The 20215-nt window shown below is 64.6% G+C and carries 16 protein-coding genes; 3 read left to right on the forward strand and 13 right to left on the reverse strand.

The genetic code is table 11. The features are described from left to right. Positions 1 to 101: 101 nt before the first annotated feature. Positions 102 to 1220 (reverse strand): type VI secretion system-associated FHA domain protein TagH, encoded by a 1119-nt coding sequence (tagH, locus tag CO731_RS17435; protein WP_108608106.1) that lies wholly within the window; start codon positions 1218 to 1220, stop codon positions 102 to 104. Positions 1221 to 1422: 202 nt separating this feature from the next. On the opposite strand from tagH (CO731_RS17435), the gene tssI reads away from it, so the two are divergent. Genes tssI through CO731_RS17450 form a run of 3 tightly spaced genes read left to right on the forward strand, consistent with a single transcriptional unit; the run spans position 1423 to position 4534 of the window. Then, positions 1423 to 3750, forward strand: coding sequence for a type VI secretion system tip protein TssI/VgrG (gene tssI / locus CO731_RS17440; RefSeq protein ID WP_108608107.1), 2328 nt, complete (start codon positions 1423 to 1425; stop codon positions 3748 to 3750). Positions 3751 to 3761: 11 nt separating this feature from the next. After that, positions 3762 to 4187, forward strand: coding sequence for a DUF6484 domain-containing protein (locus tag CO731_RS17445; RefSeq protein WP_108608108.1), 426 nt, complete (start codon positions 3762 to 3764; stop codon positions 4185 to 4187). Then, the gene (locus tag CO731_RS17450) at positions 4187 to 4534 is read left to right on the forward strand and encodes a hypothetical protein (protein ID WP_108608109.1); all 348 of its coding nucleotides are present in this window, start codon (positions 4187 to 4189) and stop codon (positions 4532 to 4534) included. Before CO731_RS17445 ends, CO731_RS17450 begins: the two co-directional genes overlap by 1 nt. Here the strand turns inward: CO731_RS17450 and CO731_RS17455 are convergent. The 12 genes from CO731_RS17455 to tssF are packed head-to-tail and all read right to left on the reverse strand — an operon-like array spanning position 4525 to position 20214. Beyond that, complete coding sequence (locus CO731_RS17455; RefSeq protein ID WP_108608110.1) at positions 4525 to 5454, reverse strand: hypothetical protein; 930 nt, start codon at positions 5452 to 5454, stop codon at positions 4525 to 4527. The genes CO731_RS17450 and CO731_RS17455 overlap by 10 nt on opposite strands. Further along, positions 5451 to 6437, reverse strand: coding sequence for a DUF4150 domain-containing protein (locus CO731_RS17460; protein WP_108608111.1), 987 nt, complete (start codon positions 6435 to 6437; stop codon positions 5451 to 5453). The genes CO731_RS17455 and CO731_RS17460 overlap by 4 nt, the downstream gene beginning before the upstream one ends. Beyond that, positions 6437 to 7477 (reverse strand): beta-ketoacyl synthase N-terminal-like domain-containing protein, encoded by a 1041-nt coding sequence (locus CO731_RS17465; protein WP_108608112.1) that lies wholly within the window; start codon positions 7475 to 7477, stop codon positions 6437 to 6439. Before CO731_RS17465 ends, CO731_RS17460 begins: the two co-directional genes overlap by 1 nt. Next, the gene (locus CO731_RS17470; protein WP_108608113.1) at positions 7474 to 8586 is read right to left on the reverse strand and encodes a DUF2169 domain-containing protein; all 1113 of its coding nucleotides are present in this window, start codon (positions 8584 to 8586) and stop codon (positions 7474 to 7476) included. Before CO731_RS17470 ends, CO731_RS17465 begins: the two co-directional genes overlap by 4 nt. Then, positions 8586 to 9128, reverse strand: a complete 543-nt coding sequence (gene tagF / locus CO731_RS17475; protein ID WP_108608114.1) for a type VI secretion system-associated protein TagF — start codon at positions 9126 to 9128, stop codon at positions 8586 to 8588. The genes CO731_RS17470 and tagF overlap by 1 nt, the downstream gene beginning before the upstream one ends. Further along, entirely contained in the window at positions 9110 to 12649 is a 3540-nt protein-coding gene (gene tssM, locus CO731_RS17480; RefSeq protein WP_108608115.1) for a type VI secretion system membrane subunit TssM, read from the reverse strand. The genes tagF and tssM overlap by 19 nt, the downstream gene beginning before the upstream one ends. Positions 12650 to 12652: 3 nt before the next feature. Further along, complete coding sequence (icmH, locus tag CO731_RS17485) at positions 12653 to 13972, reverse strand: type IVB secretion system protein IcmH/DotU (RefSeq protein WP_108608116.1); 1320 nt, start codon at positions 13970 to 13972, stop codon at positions 12653 to 12655. A gap of 4 nt (positions 13973 to 13976) precedes the next feature. Then, on the reverse strand, positions 13977 to 15311 hold the full coding sequence (tssK, locus tag CO731_RS17490; RefSeq protein WP_108608117.1) for a type VI secretion system baseplate subunit TssK: 1335 nt from the start codon (positions 15309 to 15311) through the stop codon (positions 13977 to 13979). Positions 15312 to 15350: 39 nt separating this feature from the next. Further along, positions 15351 to 15803, reverse strand: coding sequence for a type VI secretion system lipoprotein TssJ (tssJ, locus tag CO731_RS17495; RefSeq protein WP_108608118.1), 453 nt, complete (start codon positions 15801 to 15803; stop codon positions 15351 to 15353). A 3-nt stretch (positions 15804 to 15806) separates the two neighbouring features. Beyond that, positions 15807 to 17318: a type VI secretion system-associated FHA domain protein TagH gene (gene tagH, locus CO731_RS17500; RefSeq protein ID WP_108608119.1), complete on the reverse strand. Its 1512-nt coding sequence runs from the start codon at positions 17316 to 17318 to the stop codon at positions 15807 to 15809. Further along, entirely contained in the window at positions 17315 to 18376 is a 1062-nt protein-coding gene (gene tssG, locus CO731_RS17505; protein ID WP_108608120.1) for a type VI secretion system baseplate subunit TssG, read from the reverse strand. Before tssG ends, tagH (CO731_RS17500) begins: the two co-directional genes overlap by 4 nt. Then, positions 18340 to 20214 (reverse strand): type VI secretion system baseplate subunit TssF, encoded by a 1875-nt coding sequence (gene tssF / locus CO731_RS17510; RefSeq protein WP_108608121.1) that lies wholly within the window; start codon positions 20212 to 20214, stop codon positions 18340 to 18342. Before tssF ends, tssG begins: the two co-directional genes overlap by 37 nt. Position 20215 lies beyond the last annotated feature (1 nt).

Here is a 20215-nt window from a genome sequence, read left to right on the forward strand (position 1 = left end):
ATCGCTTGACTGGCCAACTCTTGGAGGCATGGTAGTGCAAGGGCCCGCCGATGGGAACCGGGCGCCGGGAGCAAGGTCAACGGCGGCTGAATGCCGGACGCCTACTTCTTGCCGGCGGACTTGGCATAGGCCTCGCTGAAATAGGCGAGGAACACGTCGAGCATGCCGTTCTCGTGCGCCTGCTCCCTGGCTTCCCATGTGGCGACGAACAAATCCCAGGCGCGGCTCTTCTTGGACACGAATGACGAGCCGGGGACCTTCCGCTCTATCGCATCGGGAGACAGCTCGGAAAGCAGGCGGGCGAGGGCTGCCTGCATCGCCGCATAGGTGGCGAGTTCATGGGTCTTGAGGTCGCGAAATGCCTCCTCGACGCTATGCTTGGCGTCGAGGTAGCCGGAGCGGCGCTGGGCGAACATGATCTCGAGGATTTCTTCCGAGCGCGGGACGAACTTCAGCGGATTGTTGTCGACGCCGCCGATCATGGTGCGCTGGCTGCTCTTGGCCAGAGCCTTCGCGGCAGCGCGCGCCTTGAGCAGCAGGGCAAGTTCGTCGACCACGGCACGCAGCACCGCGCCGACCTCGGCGGCGACATCCTTCGCATCGCGCTGCAGGAAGACCTCGGGCGAGACGCCGGCGCCGGCGGCAATCAGCCGAAGCAGTTCATTGGCGTCGATCTGGGGAGCATGGACAGGCGGCTGGACGGCCTGCTGGACCGGTGCTCGGGGCTGGGAGCGCGGCTGCCGTGCGGGCTGGACGGCGATGCCAGCCGCTCCCTGGCCGTTGGCCGTGTCGGCGAAAAACGGGTCGCCGGACTGTGAAGGTTGCCGGGCGGGATAGCCGGGATCTTCCCGCTGGGGCGGCGGAGCGCCCCAGTCGCCCCATTCGCTGCCGGCAACGCGTGCGACGCCTTCCTCGATGGATACGGCGACGATGTAGCGTCCGATCCAGATGCGGTCGCCGTGGCTGAGCGGATGAGGATCGGAAAGGCGCTGGTCCGATCCGTTGACGAAGGTTCCGTTGCGCGACACGTCGTAGAGCCAGAACGTGCCCCTGTCGTAGCGGACCTCGCAATGCAGGCCGGAAATGAAAAGATTGGGATCGGGCAGGTTCCAGTCGCGATTTTCACGGCCGATCGCGAAGCTGCGACCATCGGAGCTATAGCTCAGCGGTCCGCCGTTGGGCAGCCTGTCGACATTCTCGATGGTCAGACTGATGAACATCCGAAATTGCCCGCCAACTCGACTGTTTCCTGCAGCCTCGTTCCAATTCACCCTTTTATTCTAGCAGTTTGCGGCGACAACGGCACAGGGGCATTTCGAAGCCGTCGGTCGCGCCCGTTCCAAGTGCCCGCTTTGGCCGGCCGAAAAACTTGTGCTAAGCTTCGAAGCTGAAGTCCGGCCGTCCCCGGAGAGGCACGACGCCATGGCTAACGATCGCGCGACAGTGGTCCGGACTCCTCTTGGCGGCGATACGCTGACTTTCACCCATCTCGTCGGTCGCGACGAGGTCAGCCGCTGTTTTTCCTATTCCGTGGGCTTCGTCAGCAGCGACGCGGAGATCGATCCGCTGAAGATGCTCGGTGGCGCCGTGTCGATCGAAGGCGAGTCCGATCCGAAACGCTGGTTCAGCGGGCTGGTTTCGGATTTCCGCCTGACACGGATCGAGGACCGGCTCGCCTATTACGAGGCGACCATCCGTCCGTGGCTGTGGTTTCTCGGCAATACAACCGACTGCCGCATCTTCCAGAACATGAGCATCATCGAGATCGTCGAGAAGATCTTCTCGAAGTATGGCGCGGCCAAATTCGACAAGCGGCTGCAAGGATCGTATCCGCCGCGCGACTATTGTGTGCAATATGACGAAACCGATCTCGATTTCGTGCAGCGACTGCTCGAGCACGAAGGTGTCATGTATTTCTTCGAGCACGACGACGACGAGCACAAGCTGATCCTTGCCGACGCCATGAACAAGCTCAAGCCGCCGAAGGGCTATGAGACGGTGCCGTATCATTTCGAAGGGCAGGGCAGCCGGCGCGACGTCGAATACATCACCGAATGGATTCCCGGGAGTTCGGTGCGTCCCGGCGCCTACTCCCACACCGACTACGATTTCAAGAAACCCGGCGCCGACCTGATGGCGAAGTCCGAACAGGCCTTCGGGCACAAACTCGCGGACGGCGAGAACTACCGCCAGCCGGGCACGCATCTGGATGTCGGGCGCGGCGACAGCATTGCTGCGGTGCGCCGCGAGGAATTGCAGGCGGTGCACCAGCGCATCGCAGCTGCGGGCACGGTGCGAGGTCTCTTTTCGGGCTGCACCTTCAAGCTCGACGGCTTTCCGCGCGAGGACCAGAACCAGGAATATCTGGTGCTGAGCGTCGAGTACCGGATCTTCGACCCGAGCTATCACACCGGGATCAAGACGGAAGGCGACAACTTCACCGTGGTTCTGGGCGTGGCGCCGACAAGCCTGCCCTACCGTCCGCCGCGCATCACGCCGCGGCCGATCATGCGCGGGCCGCAGACGGCGACGGTTGTCGGGCCGTCGGGCGAGGAAATCTTCACCGACGAATATGCCCGGGTGAAGGTGCAGTTCCACTGGGACCGCCTGGGCAAGAAGGACCAGAACAGCTCCTGCTTCGTGCGGGTGTCGCAGACCTGGGCCGGCAGCGGATGGGGGTTCATCCAGATCCCGCGCATCGGCCAGGAGGTGATCATCGATTTCATCGAGGGTGATCCCGACCTGCCGATCATCACCGGACGGGTCTACAACGCCTCCCAGATGCCGCCCTACGGACTGCCGGGCAATGCGACGCAATCGGGCTGGAAATCGGACTCTTCAAAGGGCGGCGGCGGCTACAACGAGCTGATGTTCGAGGACAAGGCCGGCTCCGAGCTGGTCAATTTCCAGGCGCAGAAGGACCACAACCTTCTGATCAAGAACGATCGAACGAAGCTCGTGCAGCACGACCAGTCCGATCGCATCGATCACGACGCCAAGCATTCCGTCGGCCACAATCTGGATGAGGACGTCGGCAACAACAAGACGGTCAAGGTCGGCGTCGACCAGAAGACCGATATCGGCTCGAACGACACCGAGACGGTGGGCTCCAATCGATCGCTGACGGTGGGATCCAACGAGACCATCGGCATCGGCTTGAATTCGACCGAGACAATCGGCGCCAATCATGCGCAGACGGTGGCCATCGCGCAGGCGATCACGGTCGGGGCTGCGCGCGTCGACACAGTCGGGGCCAGCGAGACGCGCACGGTCGGAGCAGCCCAATCGAACACGATAGGCGCCAGCCGCTCGGTGAGCGTGGGTGCTGCCCAGAGCCACAGTATCGGTGCCGACGACAGCTGGCAGGTCGCCGCAAATCAGACCGTGCAGATCAGTGCCGACCAGACATTCGAAGTCGGCGGCGCGAAGTCGACGACCATCGGCAAGGCGCGCAGCACCAAGATTGCCGATGGCGACACCACCGAGGTCGGCGGCGATCGTGCGCTGAAAATTGCCAAGGGCAGCCTGGTCCAGGTCGCCGAAGGAGCTGCCATCAAGGTCGGCAAGGACCTTCTGATCGAGGCTGGCGACTCCATTCTCATCAAATGCGGCTCGGCTGCCATCTCGATGAAAAAGGACGGCACCATCAACATCGAAGGCAAGGACATCACCGTCCTGGGCTCGGGCAAGATCAACGTCAAGGCATCGAGCGACATCACCATGAAGGGTTCGCAGATCAAGCAGAACTGAGGGCGGGTTGGATGACAAGGATCGCGAAGCGCATCGACGGGGTTGTGATCGGCATGTTCCTCGGCTTCGACGGGGAGGCGCCGCTCGTCGTGTTCCCGGGCAATGCCAAGGAAACGGCGGTGCGGGCGCGCAGCCTGACCGCTATGAGTTCGGACATGATCGGTGCCGAAGTGGCGCTTTTGTTCGAGGACGGGAATGTCGGCCGGCCGCTCATCGTCGGGCGCATCGTCGACCCGGCCCGCAAGGCACAGGCGCCGCAGGTCATCCGCGACGGCGAACTGGTCAGGATCGTCGCCGAGGAACGCCTGGAACTGCGCTGCGGCAAGGCCACGATCATCATGGAGAAGGATGGCCACATCACCATTCGTGGCACCTATGTCACCAGCCACGCCAGCGCCGCCAACCGCATCCGCGGCGGCTCGGTCAATCTGAACTGATGCCAGCGCCGGTGCTGCGAGAGATCGTAAGACAGCACGCCGAAATGGCGGCGTTCCTGTGGACCGTCTACGATCATCACCTGCTGCATCCGGACGAAAATCCCGACATGGACGAGGTTCGCCTGGCGCGGCTTGTCGAACGCCTGGAAGCGCATCTCGACGGGTTGCGAGTGGCTGGGGAGGTCGGGCGCGAAATAGCGCAGGAACGTTACGCGGAATATCCTGAGGCGGGGGAACTGTTCGTCGTCAGGATGCTCGACACGAAACGACCGATCCGCGTGGGAGAACTGGAACTGGAAAAGGTCAGGGAATACCTCGCGGCGAACGGGGCAGTACGTCAGAGATAGCGTTTGGTCATGTCGATCGCCTGGATATAGAGATGGCCATCGTAGCCGAATTCGAACCCCGACCAGGTGCTGCCGTCAAAAACAAAGACCTCCTTCCATCCGGTGACGACGAGCAGTTCGTCCGACGGTTGCATCGCATAGGCAAACCCTAGAGCCCGGAACTTCTTCAACTTTCGGTCGTCCTGAACGAAAAGCCCGAAATCGTTGTCGCCCCAGTAGCGAGCGCCCTGGAAGTCGCAGATCGACATGAAGTCGCTGTCGGGAGCCTTTATCTGCTTCAATTCGCTGTCGCGGTACTCGAAGCAAAAGCCGTCTTCGCAGCCGATGCTGACCGTGCCGTCGCCGGACACATGGATGGCCTGAATGGAACGATTGAAATCGAGCGGGATCTGGCGCCAGCTGTCGCCCACCAAGCGCAATAGCGTGCCGTGGTCACCCGCGACGTGAAGCTGCGAGGCGGATGGCCCGTGCATCGTCCTCAGGAACGCTGACACCAGAGGCTTGATCGGATGCCACTCGCCTGCCTCGAACCGACAGACGCAACCGTCCTCGCCATAGGTGAACAAAGGTCCGCCCGGCGGCAGGAACAATTTGTGGAAGAACGGTTCCGGCGCCCGCGCGGTGGTGTGCGCCGTGCCGCGCAGGAAGTGGGTGAGGCCGCCCACCTCCAGCAGAACATGATCCCGTGGCGAGGTGCTGATATGCGACAGCATCTGGTTTTCCAGCTGCAGCACGATGTCGAACCGCGCCTGGCTGCCATTGAAATCGACCAGCAGCAGGTAAGAGCGTCCACGCTCCCTGTACTCGTCGCTCAACTCGACAGACACTCCAAACTGTGTGCCGCCGACGTGGAACGCCCGCATCGCCTCAAGGTAGATTTGATCAGGCGGGATCTGTTCGATGTCCTTTTGCCCCGTCATTTGACCGTCCTATGCCGCATGGTCCGCATTTCATTCAGTTCCTCCATGGTCTTCTCAGGAGGCGGTGGGCCGACGACACTCTGCATATAGGCCATGAAGACCATCGACAGGCACTTGGCGACCTTATCTTGCGTGGCAGGACTTGCGTCCCTGCACTCCTTGTGTTGCTCGGCGATCGACTTGGTGCCCTTGGCGACGGCGCCGCGCAGCTTGGGTGATCTGCCCGTCTGAGCCATGCGCTTTTCGTTGTAGTCGTTGACAGCCTTGGTCTTGGTGTCGTGCGGGGTGTCTTTTCGGCTGCCCTTGCCGGTTTCCTGGAACCCGCCACCCTTCTTGTGCTTCATCGAGCGGATGCAGACGCAGGGCGCCCTGTGGACGCTGTATTCCTTCCACTGATCATAGGATGTATTGCTCGCGCGGTCGGCCTGGAAATATTCATTTCCGACATAGTGCTCCGACTGATAGCCCTTCGGGCACTTCTTCTTGTTGTGAGGATGCAGTCGCAGGTTCATCTTCTTGAGAAGCTTGCCGCAGGTTATCCCGCCGACATTCATCTTGAGCACGTGAACCCAAGGCGGTGTTCCCGCCTGTGGCGAGGCGTGATCGTTGGTCGCCATGTCGGTGAAGCGGATGACCGGCTCGCCGTCGAACTTCACGTCGCTCGACCAGGAATGGAAATACTCCTTTCCGGTGTTTTTCGATGTGATGATGTTCTTTTTCGGGGCACAACCGGCCTCAGTGCCGGTCGTCTTCGACAGGTAGGACTTGTTTTTGATGTTGACGGTCTTGCCGGCGATCTTGACCGTGCCAGTGCCCTCGTCGGTATCGCCCGACATGCCGAAGCTGGGGTAGGGGATGGGTACGCCCGGCGGCGTCGCCGGCGTCTGGGGAGGGGTGAAGCAGGTGTCGGGGAACGCAGCTATGGTCTTTCCGTCGCTGCCCTTGCCGGAAATCTCCAACCCGTTGGCGTAAACGTTCGCCATCACTGCACACGCGCCGAGAAGACCGCTGCGCCACAGGCGCCGCTGTCGCTTGAGGCCTCGACCAGCACCGGGGTGCCGCCCGAATATCCCTTGGCGGCGGCCGTCATTGCCATAGCGATCATGACCGGCACGACGGCCGCTCCGACATTGCCGAGCGACTCGGCCGGGGACCAGATGTCCTGGAAGCCATGTGCGCCGCGAACCAGCCGGATCGAGGCGAGTGCCGATTGCTTGAACCAGTACTGCTCTCCGATCAGGTCGGCGATCCTGTAGCCGAGCCCAGCCATCTCTATCCCGCATTCGGCGAGTGCATCTCGATATGCCGCAGTCATGCCGTCGCCGCGCAAGGGAAGGTGCGCGCCCTCTTCGTCGAGGCCATTGTAGATGAAGGCCGGTTCGCGGCTGAGGCCGAGCCCGGCGAGCTGAAAGGCGCCACGCTTCGCCGCGCCACAGAGGATGGCTGCCGCTGCCTCTCCGGGGATGAAGCCATTGGCGTTGTCCGGCGTCAGCAGACGGTTCTCTCCCAGGAAATGCGTGATCGTCCCAGAGGTGAGGTAGCTGTCCACGCCTGCAATGACGACGTACTCGGCCTCTCCATTCGCCAGCAACCGGGCCGCGGTTCGCAATGCTGCGTGCCCCGAGGGCCTTCCCTCACTGATGACGCGCGTGGGGCCGTTGGCTGGCCTAGCCAGCAGGGCGCCAATTCGCTGCACGAGCCGCGCATTGTCTCCTACGGGGCTGCCTGGGCGGTCCGCTTCGGCGACGCAAAGGATCAGATGTGTTGCCGCAGCGCGTGCCTCAGGCAGGGCATCCAGGCATTCGCGTATCGCTGCCGCCGCCATATAGGCCATGCGCCTTTCGCCCAGCATTTCGTGGGTGATGGGAACCGGAGCGCCGACCACAGGCTCGTCGGGTCCGGATTGGAAGCGCGTCTCCTGGAATCCGTCAAGACGTGCCCGCATCGCAGCGCAGGCGGAAGGGGCATCGAGACCGACGGCCGTGACCATTCCGCAGGCGAGAATGGCGAGCTCGGCTGTCATGCGGCATCCTGTTCGTCGTCCATGAATTCCTTCTGCGTCGCCACGTCTCGAACATACTCCTTGCCCTGCTTCCGGGCCCTGAGCATCGTTTCGGTTGGCGGGCCTATCCAGGCCTCCTCGAACTCCGTGATGATCTTCAGTATCCGCACATCTGCCCGCCACACCATCGACAGGCGCCGGTTCTCGGGATCGAACAGCAATGTGTCGGGCAAGATCGCGCGTTCAAGCACCTTGTCGCCGTCGCGGAAGATCGTCATCGGCAGGGCAGTCTGTGGAAGAGTGAACCAGGTCTTGCCCTCGGGCGTCAGGTTGACGAGCACCACCTCCTCGCCGCCTTTCGGCGCATCGACCTGCTGGTCGGGGGGAGCCATCTGGAAGTAGCGTTCGTCGAAATCCGGTGGCAGGAACGGGAAGATGTTCTTTGCCCAGTTGTCGTCGTAAGTGCCGCCATATTCGATGCGGCCCGGCCAGCCGCGTCCCATCGGGCCGAAGCTCATCGGCTTGTATTCGCCGAAGGGCGAAGCTATGTCTTCGCCGATGGCCTGCGTGTTCGGCAGCCTGAGGCCGGGGATCAGATTCTGGTTGCGGGTGCGAGCCCAGCCGGTGCCTACGGGATTGTGCGTGTAGCTCGCAGGCAGCTTGTCCTCGGGGTCGAGGCGGTCGGTACCGCCCCAGGCGGTGTCATAGGAAAAGTGCTGGCGGAGAAATGGCTGCGGTGCGGTTGCCATGAACAGCGGCCCGCGCGCGCGCCATTCGCGGGTGCCGACCACCTCGAAGAGCTTTTGCCAGGCGCCGAGCTTGATGCCCACCGGAACGCGTTCGGCCGGGCGGCCGCCGGGCGCGTAGGCGCAGCCATTGGCGATCACATCGCAGCGCGGCTTGCGGAAGGCGAAGTCGGTTTCCCACAGCGTGGCCGAATAGCCGGGTGCGCCGGTGAGGATGTCGGCCATGACAAGCGGCACCTGCTCGGCCGACTTGCGCACCGCCCCCCCCGGGGTGTCCGGAAAATCGAACGTGCCCTTGACCACCACGACGATGTATTCGCGGGCGTCCTTGTCCATGCCCATGGTGAATTCGTGCACGAAGCCGGTCTGGTTCCAGATCTGCATCAGTTGGTCTCCCAACTGGCGGCGAGCAGCCGGTCCAATACCGCGCGCGGCTCTGCCGGGTCGACCTCCATCGGCACGCAAATTCTCGTCCAGAGCAGCATGCCGAGAACGACTTCGCCGTCGGGTTCGGCCGGCGGGAAGGGCAGCCCGGCGAGTTCGCGGGCAAACTCGTCGGCACCGACTGCGCCATGGCGCGCTGCCTCGGCCACAGCTTCGACATCGTCGAACCAGTCCGACGCAGAGATGGCCAAGCCGGTCAGGGTGGCAGATGGCGGGGCGGCGACAGTCAGCGGAAAGCTGCGGCCGGCGCGGTCGCCACTTGGCACGACGATGCCGGCCATCGGACCGTTGGCATTGCTGCCGAGCAGGAAGCGGAGGGCAACTTCGTCGGGCCAGAGACCTGACGATTGCAGTGGCGCCAGATGGCTTGCGACCCAGCGGTCCCATGCGCGCACGAAGTCGACCGGAAGGCCCCGGCCGACAAAGTCGCCGGTCGCCGGGATCTTGCCGTAGAAGCCGGTGCCTAGATGTTCGACGGGCACGTGAACCTCTTGAACATCTGGAGGTTGTAGGGGTTCTCCACGCTTGCCGCCTTGAGCTCGAAGTCGGCGTAGAAGTTCTTGGCGCCCAGGCGCAGGTTGTAGACATCGGAGAGGGCGGTGCCGGTGAAGCGGCCCTTGGTGAGCAGCCTGAGCCAGGCCCAGCTGCCGGTTTCGTTGACGATGACCTCGGGCGAGCCGTCGATCGGCTGGAAGGCAAGCGAAATCGTTCCGGTGCCATCCTTGCCCGGCCAGGTCATGGGCTGCGGGCGGGTGGCGTTGTTGAAGTAGACAAGGCTCTGGCCATCGAGGTTGAGCGTCACCCGGGTGACGGTGGGCGACAGATCCTTGGGCTCGAGCGTGAAGCTCATCAGCGGTCCCGTGCCACCGGGGAACAGGTCATCGCGGATGCGCCGCGCCTGTTCGAAGGCGGCGAGCGCAGAGGCGTCGAGGCCGAAATCGGCCCGCCAGGTCCAGGGCTGCTTGGCGGTGTCGACATAGCTGATCAGATGATCATTGGTGAAGGCGTCGATCAGCCCGCCGGGACCGAACAGGCGGGCGAAGTCGCGGACGTTGACGTCGACGGCGCTTTGCGGGCTGAAGGGGTAGCGGTCGGTCAGCGCCGCCTGGCAGAACGGCAGGATGTCGGCACGCCAGATGGCGTTGAGCTCGGAGGTGACCGCCTTCTCCGTCAGGCCGCTGGTGTCGCCGGCGATGCCGCCGAGCCAGTCGTCGATGGGATCGGGCAGGATCTGCGCCTGGCGCGCGACGGCACCCGTCAGTTCGGCGAGGCCGCCCTGTTTCTTGATGGCATCCTGCGGGTCGGGATTGGCGGTGACTGTCTGCAGCACGTTGGAAAGCGCGGTAAGCGCGACGACGGCCGCATCGAGCATAGGCGGCTGGCCGTCCACCTCGGCGACGGCGCCCTTGAGCGGCTTGAAATGCTCGGCGACGAGCGTGCCGGTCATGTCGACTTCGGCAGCCGAGCCGGCACGCGGCAATAGCTTGGCACCTGCCTTGGCGAGCTTGCCGACCTTGCCGAGCTTGCTGAGCAGCTTGTTGGCGCCCTTGGCCGCGGCCTTGTTGTCGCCCGCAGACTCCTCGTCCGATCGCACGAGGTCGGTTTCGTGGACCACCGCCGTGACGAGGCGCTTCAGCGCTGAATCGGCGCTGGAGAGATCCTTGAGGTTTTCGCTGGCAACGTTGAGGTCGGTGAGGGGCGCCAGACGGATATCGCGCAGCAGGCTGTCCCACTGGGCGATGAAATCCTCGTAGTAGAGCTTGAGGATGTCCTCCGACAGTGCCGACACTGAGGTTTCGGAATTCTCCGCGCAGCCGCCGGCAAAGACAGCACGATCGAGCGCCGCCTGGGCGGCGACCTCTTCCAGCCGGTCGAGGATGACGTCGTGGAAGCCGGCATAGGTGAATGCACCCGAAATGCCGATACGCATCGTCTTGTCCGAACGCCGGGCAAATGCCTTGGAGCCGTTCGGGCCGGCGAAATTTGCCGGAATCCACTCTTTCAGTTCGGAGACTGCGGGGTCGGCCAGCAGTTGCTTGTAGGCGCGCGCCGGCAGGGAGATTGTGCAGACGCTCTTAAGCGCTTCCGCGACCAGCGCCGGATCGGGCGCGACGTAGCTCGCATCGACCGTCATGCGGCGGATGGCGGCGAGCTGGTGCTCTTCGGCATCCGGTGTCGGGAAGGGCGCCACAGGCGCGAATTCGGGGAGGTCGTTCACCCACCAGGCTTGCACAAAGTCGGGGTCCATCTGCGACAGCCCGGTCATCATGCGGTAGGTCTTGAGCGCACCCAGCATGAATTCGGGATCGCGGACCTGCCGCCACATCGTCGTTTCGAGCAATGCCACCATGCGCGGTTCGAGGATGTTGCGCAGGGCGTGGTTGTATGTGTCGGCCTGCGCCCGCAGCAGCTCAGGCGATGCCGTCGGCCCGAGCAGATCGCGCACACCGCTCGGCGGTGCTGTACGGGCATTCGCCACTTCCGTGACCGCGGCGAGCGCGATGTCGATGTCTGGCGCGTCAACGGGCGCCGGCCTGGCAGCCAAGGGTGCGAGCGGCGCCTGCAAAGCCTCGAGCTGACCCGCCTGTGCCGCGATGGCGTTGCGGTTGTCGTAGTAGGACAGGCCGAAGAGCGCGCCTGCCAAGAGCACGGCTGCTCCTGACGCAGCGGCCGCCGCGCGCCAGATCCAGGTGCGGCGACGTTGCGCCACCGGATCGAACATGCCGAGGCCGGCTTCCTTGAAGACGACTTCGGTGAGCAGGTTCTTGAGGAAGAAGCTGCGCTTTTCAACCCGCGGCGAGGCCATCGCCCGCCGTGGCGGCAAGCCGAACGACGAGGACAGTGCAGCGGTCAGCCGGTCGATCGGCGCGCCTTCCTGCGTCGCCGACGTCAGATAGACGCCGCGCAGCCAGGCGCTGTCTTCGTAGCGGCTCTCGCCGAAGATATGTTCGACCAGCAGCCGGACGGGCTCGGACAGGCTTTCGACCTGCGCCGGGAAGCGGAAGATCTCGGCCCGGGCGGCGAGGGCGTCTTCATCTTCGAGGCGCGGGACCAGCCGCTTCTCGAGTTCGGTCGCCAGAAGCGAGATCTCGCTGGCCACCATCTTGCCGTCCACGCGCGCATCAGGTGCGAATGTCGCGCCCCAGACCTGTTCGCGGGCGGAGGTGGAGAGACCGCCGAAGAACGGCTCGAAGCCCTTGATCAGGTCCGCCTTGGTCAACATCAGATAGACCGGCAAGCGGATTTCCAGGCGTTCGTTGAGTTCGGCGAGGCGGCGGCGGATCTTGCGGCCATGCGCCTTGATGGCTTCGTCGCCCTCGGAAAGCGCATCGATCGAAAGCGCGACGATGACGCCGTTGAGCGCCCGCCTCCCACGATGTCGTTTCAACAGGTCGAGGAAGCCCAGCCATTCGGCGGCATCAACGTCGGGCTGGCTTTCCTGCTGGACGTAGCGGCCGGCGGTATCGATGAGCACAGCGTGTTCGGAGAAGAACCAGTCGCAGTTGCGGGTGCCGCCGACGCCCTGGATGTCGTCGGTCAGGTCGATCGGGAAGTTAAGGCCAGACTGGCGCAGCGCCGTCGTCTTGCCGGTCGCAGGCGGCCCGACGATGACGTACCACGGCATCTCGCGCAGGAACTTGCGCCCGCCGAGCTTGCGGCGCTTCAACTCGTCCATCAGCCCCTGGAACTTGGCGCCGACCGCCGCAACGCTTTGCTCGCCCGGGGTGAGCGGCTTTTCGATCGCCGGGGCGGCGATCTCGGCGACAAACACCCGGTTGGCGCGGATGGCCCTGCGCTGGGCCAGGATCAGCCAGATGAGCCAGAGGATGACCAGGCCGGCGATCATCGCCATGCGCACGGTCTCGGACGCAAAGGGCGTGCTCTGGCCGACCGCCACGATCGGGCCGAAAACCCAGATGATCAGCGACAGCAGCGTCAGGCCGATCAAGGTCCAGAGCCACCGCGATGTCAGTACTGCCCAGAGGAAGCGCAGGATGAACATCTGTCACAGCCTCTTTTCGACCAGCACTTCGACACGGCGATTGAGCGCGCGCCCTTCGCGGGTGCCGTCGTCGGCGACCGGGTCGGTGGCGGCGCGGCCTTCCGAGCGCACGCGCTCGCGCGGCACGCCGTTCTGGACGAGGATGTCGGCGATCGTCGCAGCGCGGGCCTCCGACAGGCGCTGGTTGGTCGACAACGGGTTGGTACGCTGCAGCGGAATGCCGTCGGTGTGGCCGACCACGGTGATGTTGCCGATCAGCTCCTGGTTTTCGAGGATGACCTTGGCGATCGATACGATGAGCGGCTGGAATCCGTCGGTCAGTTCCGCACGCGACGACTGGAACAGTTCCGGATTGCTGGCCTGGATGACGAGGCGGGCCAGCGACACGCTTTCGGCCCCCTTCAGTACCGGGCGCAGCCCTTCCGGTGCGGCGGCGGCAAATTCCGGCAACAGCGCGAAGTCGACGGTCTCGACCGGAGGGGCCTCGGCTTGCGGCGCGGTGCGCAACAGCTCGGCGCGATCGGCCGGCGGTAGGGCGCGAACCAGCGTTGTCAGTTGCGTCGCCTGGTTGCTCAATGACATCGATAGACCGACATAGATGGCCGTAGCCAGCACGGCTGCGATGACCGCCATCACCCACAGTGGAACAGTGAAGCGCGGCGGCTCGTCGGATGCGACGACGCCGCGCCAGTTGGGCGACAGCGAGGCATCCTCGGCATCGGCGTTGCGGAGAAAACGGGCAGCGGCGACGCGCACGGCGTTCAGCGAGCGGTCGCCGGCGCGTCCGGGCACGCGATATTTACCCCGGAAGCCGAGTGCCATGCAGTAATACTGCAGCTCCAGCATTTCCTGGTCGCGGTTGGGATGCCGCTCGAGCTCCTCCAGGCGCGAGAAGAACTGCGCGCCGGCATCGACATCGCCGCGTAACATGACGACGAGCGGCTGGCGCGGCCAGATGCTGGCGCCACCCCAAGGTGTGTTCAGGGCCAGGTCGTCGAGCAAGGCAGCGACAGACCAGGCAGCCTGGTCGGCCCGTTCGAGCGACGATCCGCTGGCAACGGCGGTGTCTCGTGCACGGACCAGCTCTTCCAGAAGCCGCGTGCGCAAAACTTCTGGGTTTTCCGGCGGCAGGGCGTTTTCTAGTTCGGGCGCGAATTCCAGCAGGGCCGAAAACGCATTGACCAGCTTGTTGGGGTGGGCGCGGGCCCGCAGCAGCGGCGCTGCGTTAAAAGGCATCGGCGCGCGTGGCATCGGCGTACCGACCATGCGTATCCGGGTACGCTCACGATCCTCCGACAAGCCGAAAGGATCGTCCTGGCTCATCGCATCACCTGTTCACCGAATAGCAGTCGACCTGCGGCTCGCTCGGCAGCACGCCCGAAACGCCAATGACGAATCCGGGTGCGTCGAGGAGGGAGGCCCAATGCTCGCTTCTCTGATCAAGCTCAAGGCAAAGGCGGTCGCCGTCATAGGGGATCTCGCGCGGCTGCGAGTGCAGCGGCTTGAGCGGAATGCCGGGCAGGCGCGACTTCCACAGGCCTTCGAATTCGCCTGCGGCACCGACGGTCGCCTGGTTGACGAAGATCTTGCGCAAGGCGTCTTCGGAGAGTTCGGAGCCGACGCGGATGACGATGCGGCTCGCCACCAGAAGCTTCGGATTGTCGATGCGCACCTTCCAGACATTGGTCGAGTGCCGCATGACTGGCAGCGCCCGCGACTTGGGTTCGACATAGCGGAGGCTGAGGATCAGCGAACGCAACGTGTCGGCGAGCGCCGAATAGGCCGGCCCCGGGGCCATGTGATCGTAGATCGGCAGTTCGGCCAAGCGGCGCGAGTTCGATCCGTAGGTCGCCATCGACCCGGCGAGGCCGGCAAGCTCGAGATAAAGATCGGCCGGATGGAAGATGTCCTGCGCCAGCATGTGCGCCAGGCGCGGGCGCGCCGCGTTGGCGAGATTGAGCATCAGCAGGTCTTCGACGCTGCGTCCGGGGCCGCCGAGCACCATCTTGGCGTGTGCCTCGGCGATCTGGTCGAGGCCGGTGATCACCTCCTGCAGCAGTTGCGCGTACCAGGGCACGGCACCGGTCGCCAATGTCGGCGGCAGGAAACTGGCATCGACGGCAACGCCGCCATCGGCGCGAACCCCGGCTATCTCGGTGATAGGCAGCGCAGTGTAGCCGCCAATCGACTTGCCGGGGGCGAGAAGCAGCGCTTGCGGCCGTGCGATCTCGATCTCCTCGGGGTCCGATCCACCATGTACAGCGTCACGAACGGTGACGATGCGGCCGCGATAACGCGCACCGCTGGTCTCGGCATGGGCAGGGTCGAAGCCGACGCCGCCCGGCGGCTCCAGGGGTACGGCAATCAGCACCGGGCCGCCGCCGATGTCGGCAGTGATGGCCAGCGGCTTCGGCGCATCCATGGTTTCGGGGATGGCGAAGGGCGTTCCATCGGGAAAGATGCCGCGGGCCGACAGGACTGCCACCTGTCCGGCCTCCAGCAAGGCGGGGTCGAGCGTCAAGGCGCGAAAGCCGAACGTATGCAATTGCCCGGCCTGCAGGGAACCGCGCACTGTCGCTTCGAAGAACCGGTCCTGTTGCTGGAAGTGCTGGGTCCGAAGGAACAGCCCTTCGGACCAGAGCACCCTGTTTGTATCTGTCATGCGGCAACTCTCTGCATCGCGAACTCCGTTCTGGGCCGGTCAGGCCGAAATGCCTCCGCTGCCGAGGGTCACGGCGATCGTCAGCGTTGAACCCGGCGAGACCGACTTCGTCGTTCGCCAGGTGCGGCCCGTCGGTTCGCGGACCAGGGCGACGAAGCCGAGCGCGGTTGCTTCCGGCTCGACGGTGATCGTCTTCGATGCGCCTTGGCCGGGGCCGACCGAGAGCGTGTCCGAGCCGAGCAAATCGCCGGCAAGAGCGGAACCTGCGTCGCCCTGCAAGGCGAAGTAGTCGGCCGAGTTGAATTTGCCCGTGCTCTTCAATCGCATGACGAGAACGGTTACCGGCCTGTCGCCGCCGTCAGGCCCGGGGTTCATTCCGGCTTGACCGCTCACATTGACGGTGACTGTGGACGGTTTCGGCGGCCCGCTCTGGCAGGCGGTAACCAGTCCTGTAGCGCCGAGAGCAAGTATGAAGTCGCGCCGGTCTATCATGCGTCACTCCTCTTCGTAGGCGTTGCGGAAATCGGCCCCGATCTCACCCATGAAGCGCGTCTCGGCGCTCACGGCGATTTCGCGATGGCGTTTCTTGTAGAGATCCCAGAGCTTCGCGCCGCGGCCGCCGGCCAGCAGCGTCTCGATCGACGAACTCGATTTCAGCTCCTCTTCGAGTGCGACGGGATCGAAGCGGTCGATCATATGGCGCAGCGCGCCCTGCAGGCCGCGCCAAGCACGAACATGATGGTGGGCGAGGTCGCGGATGGCGTCGGCAATCGCCGGCTCGCCGGCGAGGAAGCCGGGGCTGCGCTCGGCGAGGATGGTTGCCAGAACATCGTCCACGGTGGGCAGGAACTTGAGCGGGTTCACTTCCGAAGAGCCGACCACTGTCTGCTCGATGCGGGCATTGCCTTTTTCCTCGGCCCGCTTGCGCAGCAGCTGCATCAGGCCTTCGAGCATCAAGCGGTATTCACGACCGAACTTCTCCATCTCGGCAATCGGGTCCCGGCCTGAAGCATCGCCCTGATCGAGACCGATGCCGCGAAGGAACGCGGCGCGAAGGGCGCTGTCGGATGGCAGGGCAGCCTGTGGCGGGGTTGCGTGCAATCTCTCGCGGGCACGAAGCGACGGAGGCGGCGGCGGCGGCGCGTCGACCCGACGTGGCGGCACATCCCGGGGGGCGGGAGCGGAAGCCTTGTGTTCTTGCGCGTTCTCTTTCGCCCTGTCCGGCTTCTCGCTGACCGGCAACTCATGCGCAGCCTTTATCGGCGGAGAGGGAAGATCGAATCCGGCATCGAACGTTTGCTCTGCTTGGCGCGCCGGCTCCTTTGCTGCAGGTGGAGCTTCGACGGATGCAAAGCCGAACGGGTCGGCGAAGGCGGAGGTGCCGTTCCTTGCTTCGTCCGGATGCCCGTTCGCCACCGGGGTGGACACCGGATCGAGGCTGAAGGGGTCGTCGAATGCCGGCGAACTGCGTTCGGATTTGTCGCCACGTTCGTAGGCGCGGAAAGCTCCGGCTTGGGGCTGCTCGAACGGATTGGGCAGTTCGGCGGGGCGCGGCCGTTGCGGCTCCTCGTCGGTCTTGAGCGAAAAGAAATCGTCGCTGCCCATGCTGGCCGGCACACGCGACGCCGCTGGTTGCGGCGGTTGCGGTGTCGACGTCCTTGAGGGCGATTTTTGCGCCGATGGCTGGGCTGAAGGCTGCAGTTCGACAGCAACGACATAATCGCCCAGCCGGAGCCGCATGCCGTGTCGGAGGCGCGCCGTATTGCCTGATCCGAGCGGGCTGCCGGCATCGTCGATGAACAGGCCGCTGCTCGACGTGTCGATGACGAAATAGCCGTCTTCTTCGGCTGTTATGCGGCAGTGGGCGCGTGAGACGAACATGTCGGGGTCGTCGATCTGCCAGCCCGCCTCAGGACTGCGACCGATCACCAGTTCACCCTTGTCCAGCCGGGACTGGCGCACCGCTTGTGCGCGCGGTCCCTGCTCAAGCGTGAGGAGCAAGCTCATGCCCCGACTCCCGCCATTTCTGGCCGCCAGCCGACGATTGTCCGCAGGCGCATGTCTTCAGCATCGTCTCTTTCCGCAGGGGGCGCAAGCCACGCCGTTCGGCCGAGCTGCGCGGAGCCCAGGCGCGCCGGCGGAACCTCCTTGCGCGCCAAAACGATGCGGAGATCGACGTCCAGCAACTCGCCCAGGAGGTCGCGGATGGCGCGCTTCAGCACCACCAGCCTTTTGCTGCCGGGCAGAAATGCCCGGTAGGTTTCGAAGTCGAGCGGTCCGATGCGCAATTCGACCCGGTTCTGGCGGCTGAAGCTGCGCGGCCCGATGGTCGCGCTCCTGCCCAGTGCTGCGCTGGCCTGGCCAATCCTGGTCTGCAACGCGGCCGGGATCTCCAGCCATGACGCAACGAACTCCTTCAGCCGGACAGGTACATTGAAGGCTTCGGCGACGAACAGGGTGAGCCGCTCCGGCCCGTCGACCTGGCTGGCAAGGGCCGCGGCCTGCCGCAGCTTGACCGCATCCAGATCCGGATCGGCAGCATTGTGGGTGTCGGGAAGGCCGATGCCGGCCATGGCTTCCATCATCGAGCGAACACGGCCGCCGACGGCACGCTCGACCTGCACACCGGGATGCGCGTCCGCCCAGGCGCGATAGAAAAGGGCAATCATCCGATGCTGCAGGATGTTGACGAAATCGACGAATGTCGTGTCGCTGGTCTGATGCGCGTCGGCGCCGACAAACCAGCGTTGCGACAGCCGGTCGAGCACCCAGCGGGTCACGTGCAGCGGCAGCGGTCCTTCAGGTCCGAGCAGACCGAGATTGGCGACGGTGACGCGCGCCGGGGACTTGTCAGTGGCCGGCTGGAACTTGACCACGTCCTGGGTGGAAAAGCCGAGGCGCACGTGCTGGCCGAGCCGTGCCGGCTCCCGATCGAGACGCCCGGAGTGGCCGAAAAGCCGGTTGTCGCGTTCGAGCTGTCGCAGCAGCTCGAAGAAATCGTAGCTGTCGGCCGGCACGCCGGAGGCCTCTAGATCAGGAAGCGGTTGCCGGGCGTCATCGGCCATGGCACGTCCTCCTGTCTCTGGAGCAGTCGGGTGCGGGTGCGCACGAACCCGTTGATGCCGGCATGGCGGGCAAACAGCCGGGCCAGCAAGGCGGACAGCAGAAGCGAGCTCTGACCCGACAAGACGGACTGGTCGACGTGGAGCATGACCTCGGTGCCGCGGCCGAAACACATCGGCCCCGGAATCGCCAGCCGCTCGACCACCGGCTGCGAGTCTATGCGGACGATGGAGCGCACATGGCGGCCAAGGACCGGATCGCCACGGTCGGCATAAAGGTCGAGCAGCGCATGCAATGGATCGACGCCACGCCCGTCCTTGGCAAGGCTCAGGAAGTTGAGCGACAGCTGGGCGACGAGCCGCCAGGCCAGTTCGTCGGCACGGGATTCCGCGTCCGCGCCGGCGGGCAGGGCGGCAGGAATGGAATTCTGCGGGGGACGCAGGGCGCCGAGCAACCTGATCGTCTCGACCGGATCACCGCTTTCCAGCGACAGTGACGGATTGTCGTCCAGGATAGGCAGATCCCTGTTGGTGCAAAGCGCGGTGATTTCGATACGCTTGAGCGTCCGGCCCGTAGGCATGCCCACTGGCCGCGAAATGGCGAGGAAAACATCGTCGCCAGTGTAGGTCGTGCGCGTCATTCCCTCGCGCCGCTCATCCTCCGTCGCGCGGCGAGGCCGGCGCTCAGTCGAATAGACCCAGCCATTGCCACGGTTCTGGCCGAGGCTGAACAGGGCCGGGATTTCAGCGTCGGCACCTTCGGCTTCGGCGTCCTCGACATGCGTGATGCGATAGATTTCGAAATCGCGCGGCCGCGTCCGATCGGCGTAGAGCACCTGCCGGGTCCGCCGCGCGTCGAGTTCGATGACGTTGCACTCGCGTTCGAACAGGTTGATCAGCGGGGTGGCGAAGAGCTCGAAATCGGCAGGCGCGAGATCGGCGAGTTCCGGCGCCGCCCGCCGCAGCAGGAAAATGATGTCGAGGCCGGCGTCACAGCTGCGAATGACGGGCTGGAGTCCAGCGACACGGACATAATGGAAACGCTCCGGCATCATGAAATATTCGCGCAGGAGGCGATAACCCTCGAATGTCGGACGCGTCCGGGGCATCAGCGCCTCGGCGTCGCCTATGCCGACCATTTGCGGCTCGGGCAGGGTTGTCAGCCTGCCCTGCTTGCCTGACTGGCGCCCACCGACGGCGGTGCAGACGCCGAAGATCGTGTCGAACAGGAGGGCTGCCTTGGTGCGGCCGGCAAAATGCAGGTCGAGCCGATCGAGCGCCAGTTCGCTGAGCTTGCCCTTGCCGGTGCGGGCAATGGTGATGCGGAGCGCGGCCTCGGCGGCGACACCGGCGGGTGCCGTTATGCCGGCCGCTGCAAGAGCGCTGCGGTCCTGGTAGTAGCCAACCGAAGCGATCTCCAGCGGCCACAGCGTGACGTCCTGCGCCGTGGTGAAGGTCATGCGGGTGGAAAGGCCCGGCTGCAGGCTCGATACGAGGCGGGTGCCGCGCTTGACGAGGTGACCGGCATTCATCGTCTGGACCTGCTGCCCCGGCTTCAGCACCGCCATGGCCGTTGCCGGCGTTGGCGACAGCAGGTCGGGATAGAGGACCTCGAGCACGCTGCGCGCGAACCTGGAGCGCTCGGCATCTACCTTCAGCCTGGTGCGCGCCGCCAGAAACGCGACGCCGTCCAGCAGACGCTCGACATAGGGGTCCGGGCAAGGTGCGGTGTCGAGCGAGAGATTGCGCGCGACCGCCGGATGCATGTCGGCAAATTCCGCTGCAAGCGTGCGGATGTGGGTCAGCTCCTCCTCGTAATACTCCAGGAAGATCCGATCCATT

It is taken from the genome of Aminobacter sp. MSH1 (genome assembly GCF_003071665.1).
Lineage (GTDB): Bacteria > Pseudomonadota > Alphaproteobacteria > Rhizobiales > Rhizobiaceae > Aminobacter > Aminobacter niigataensis.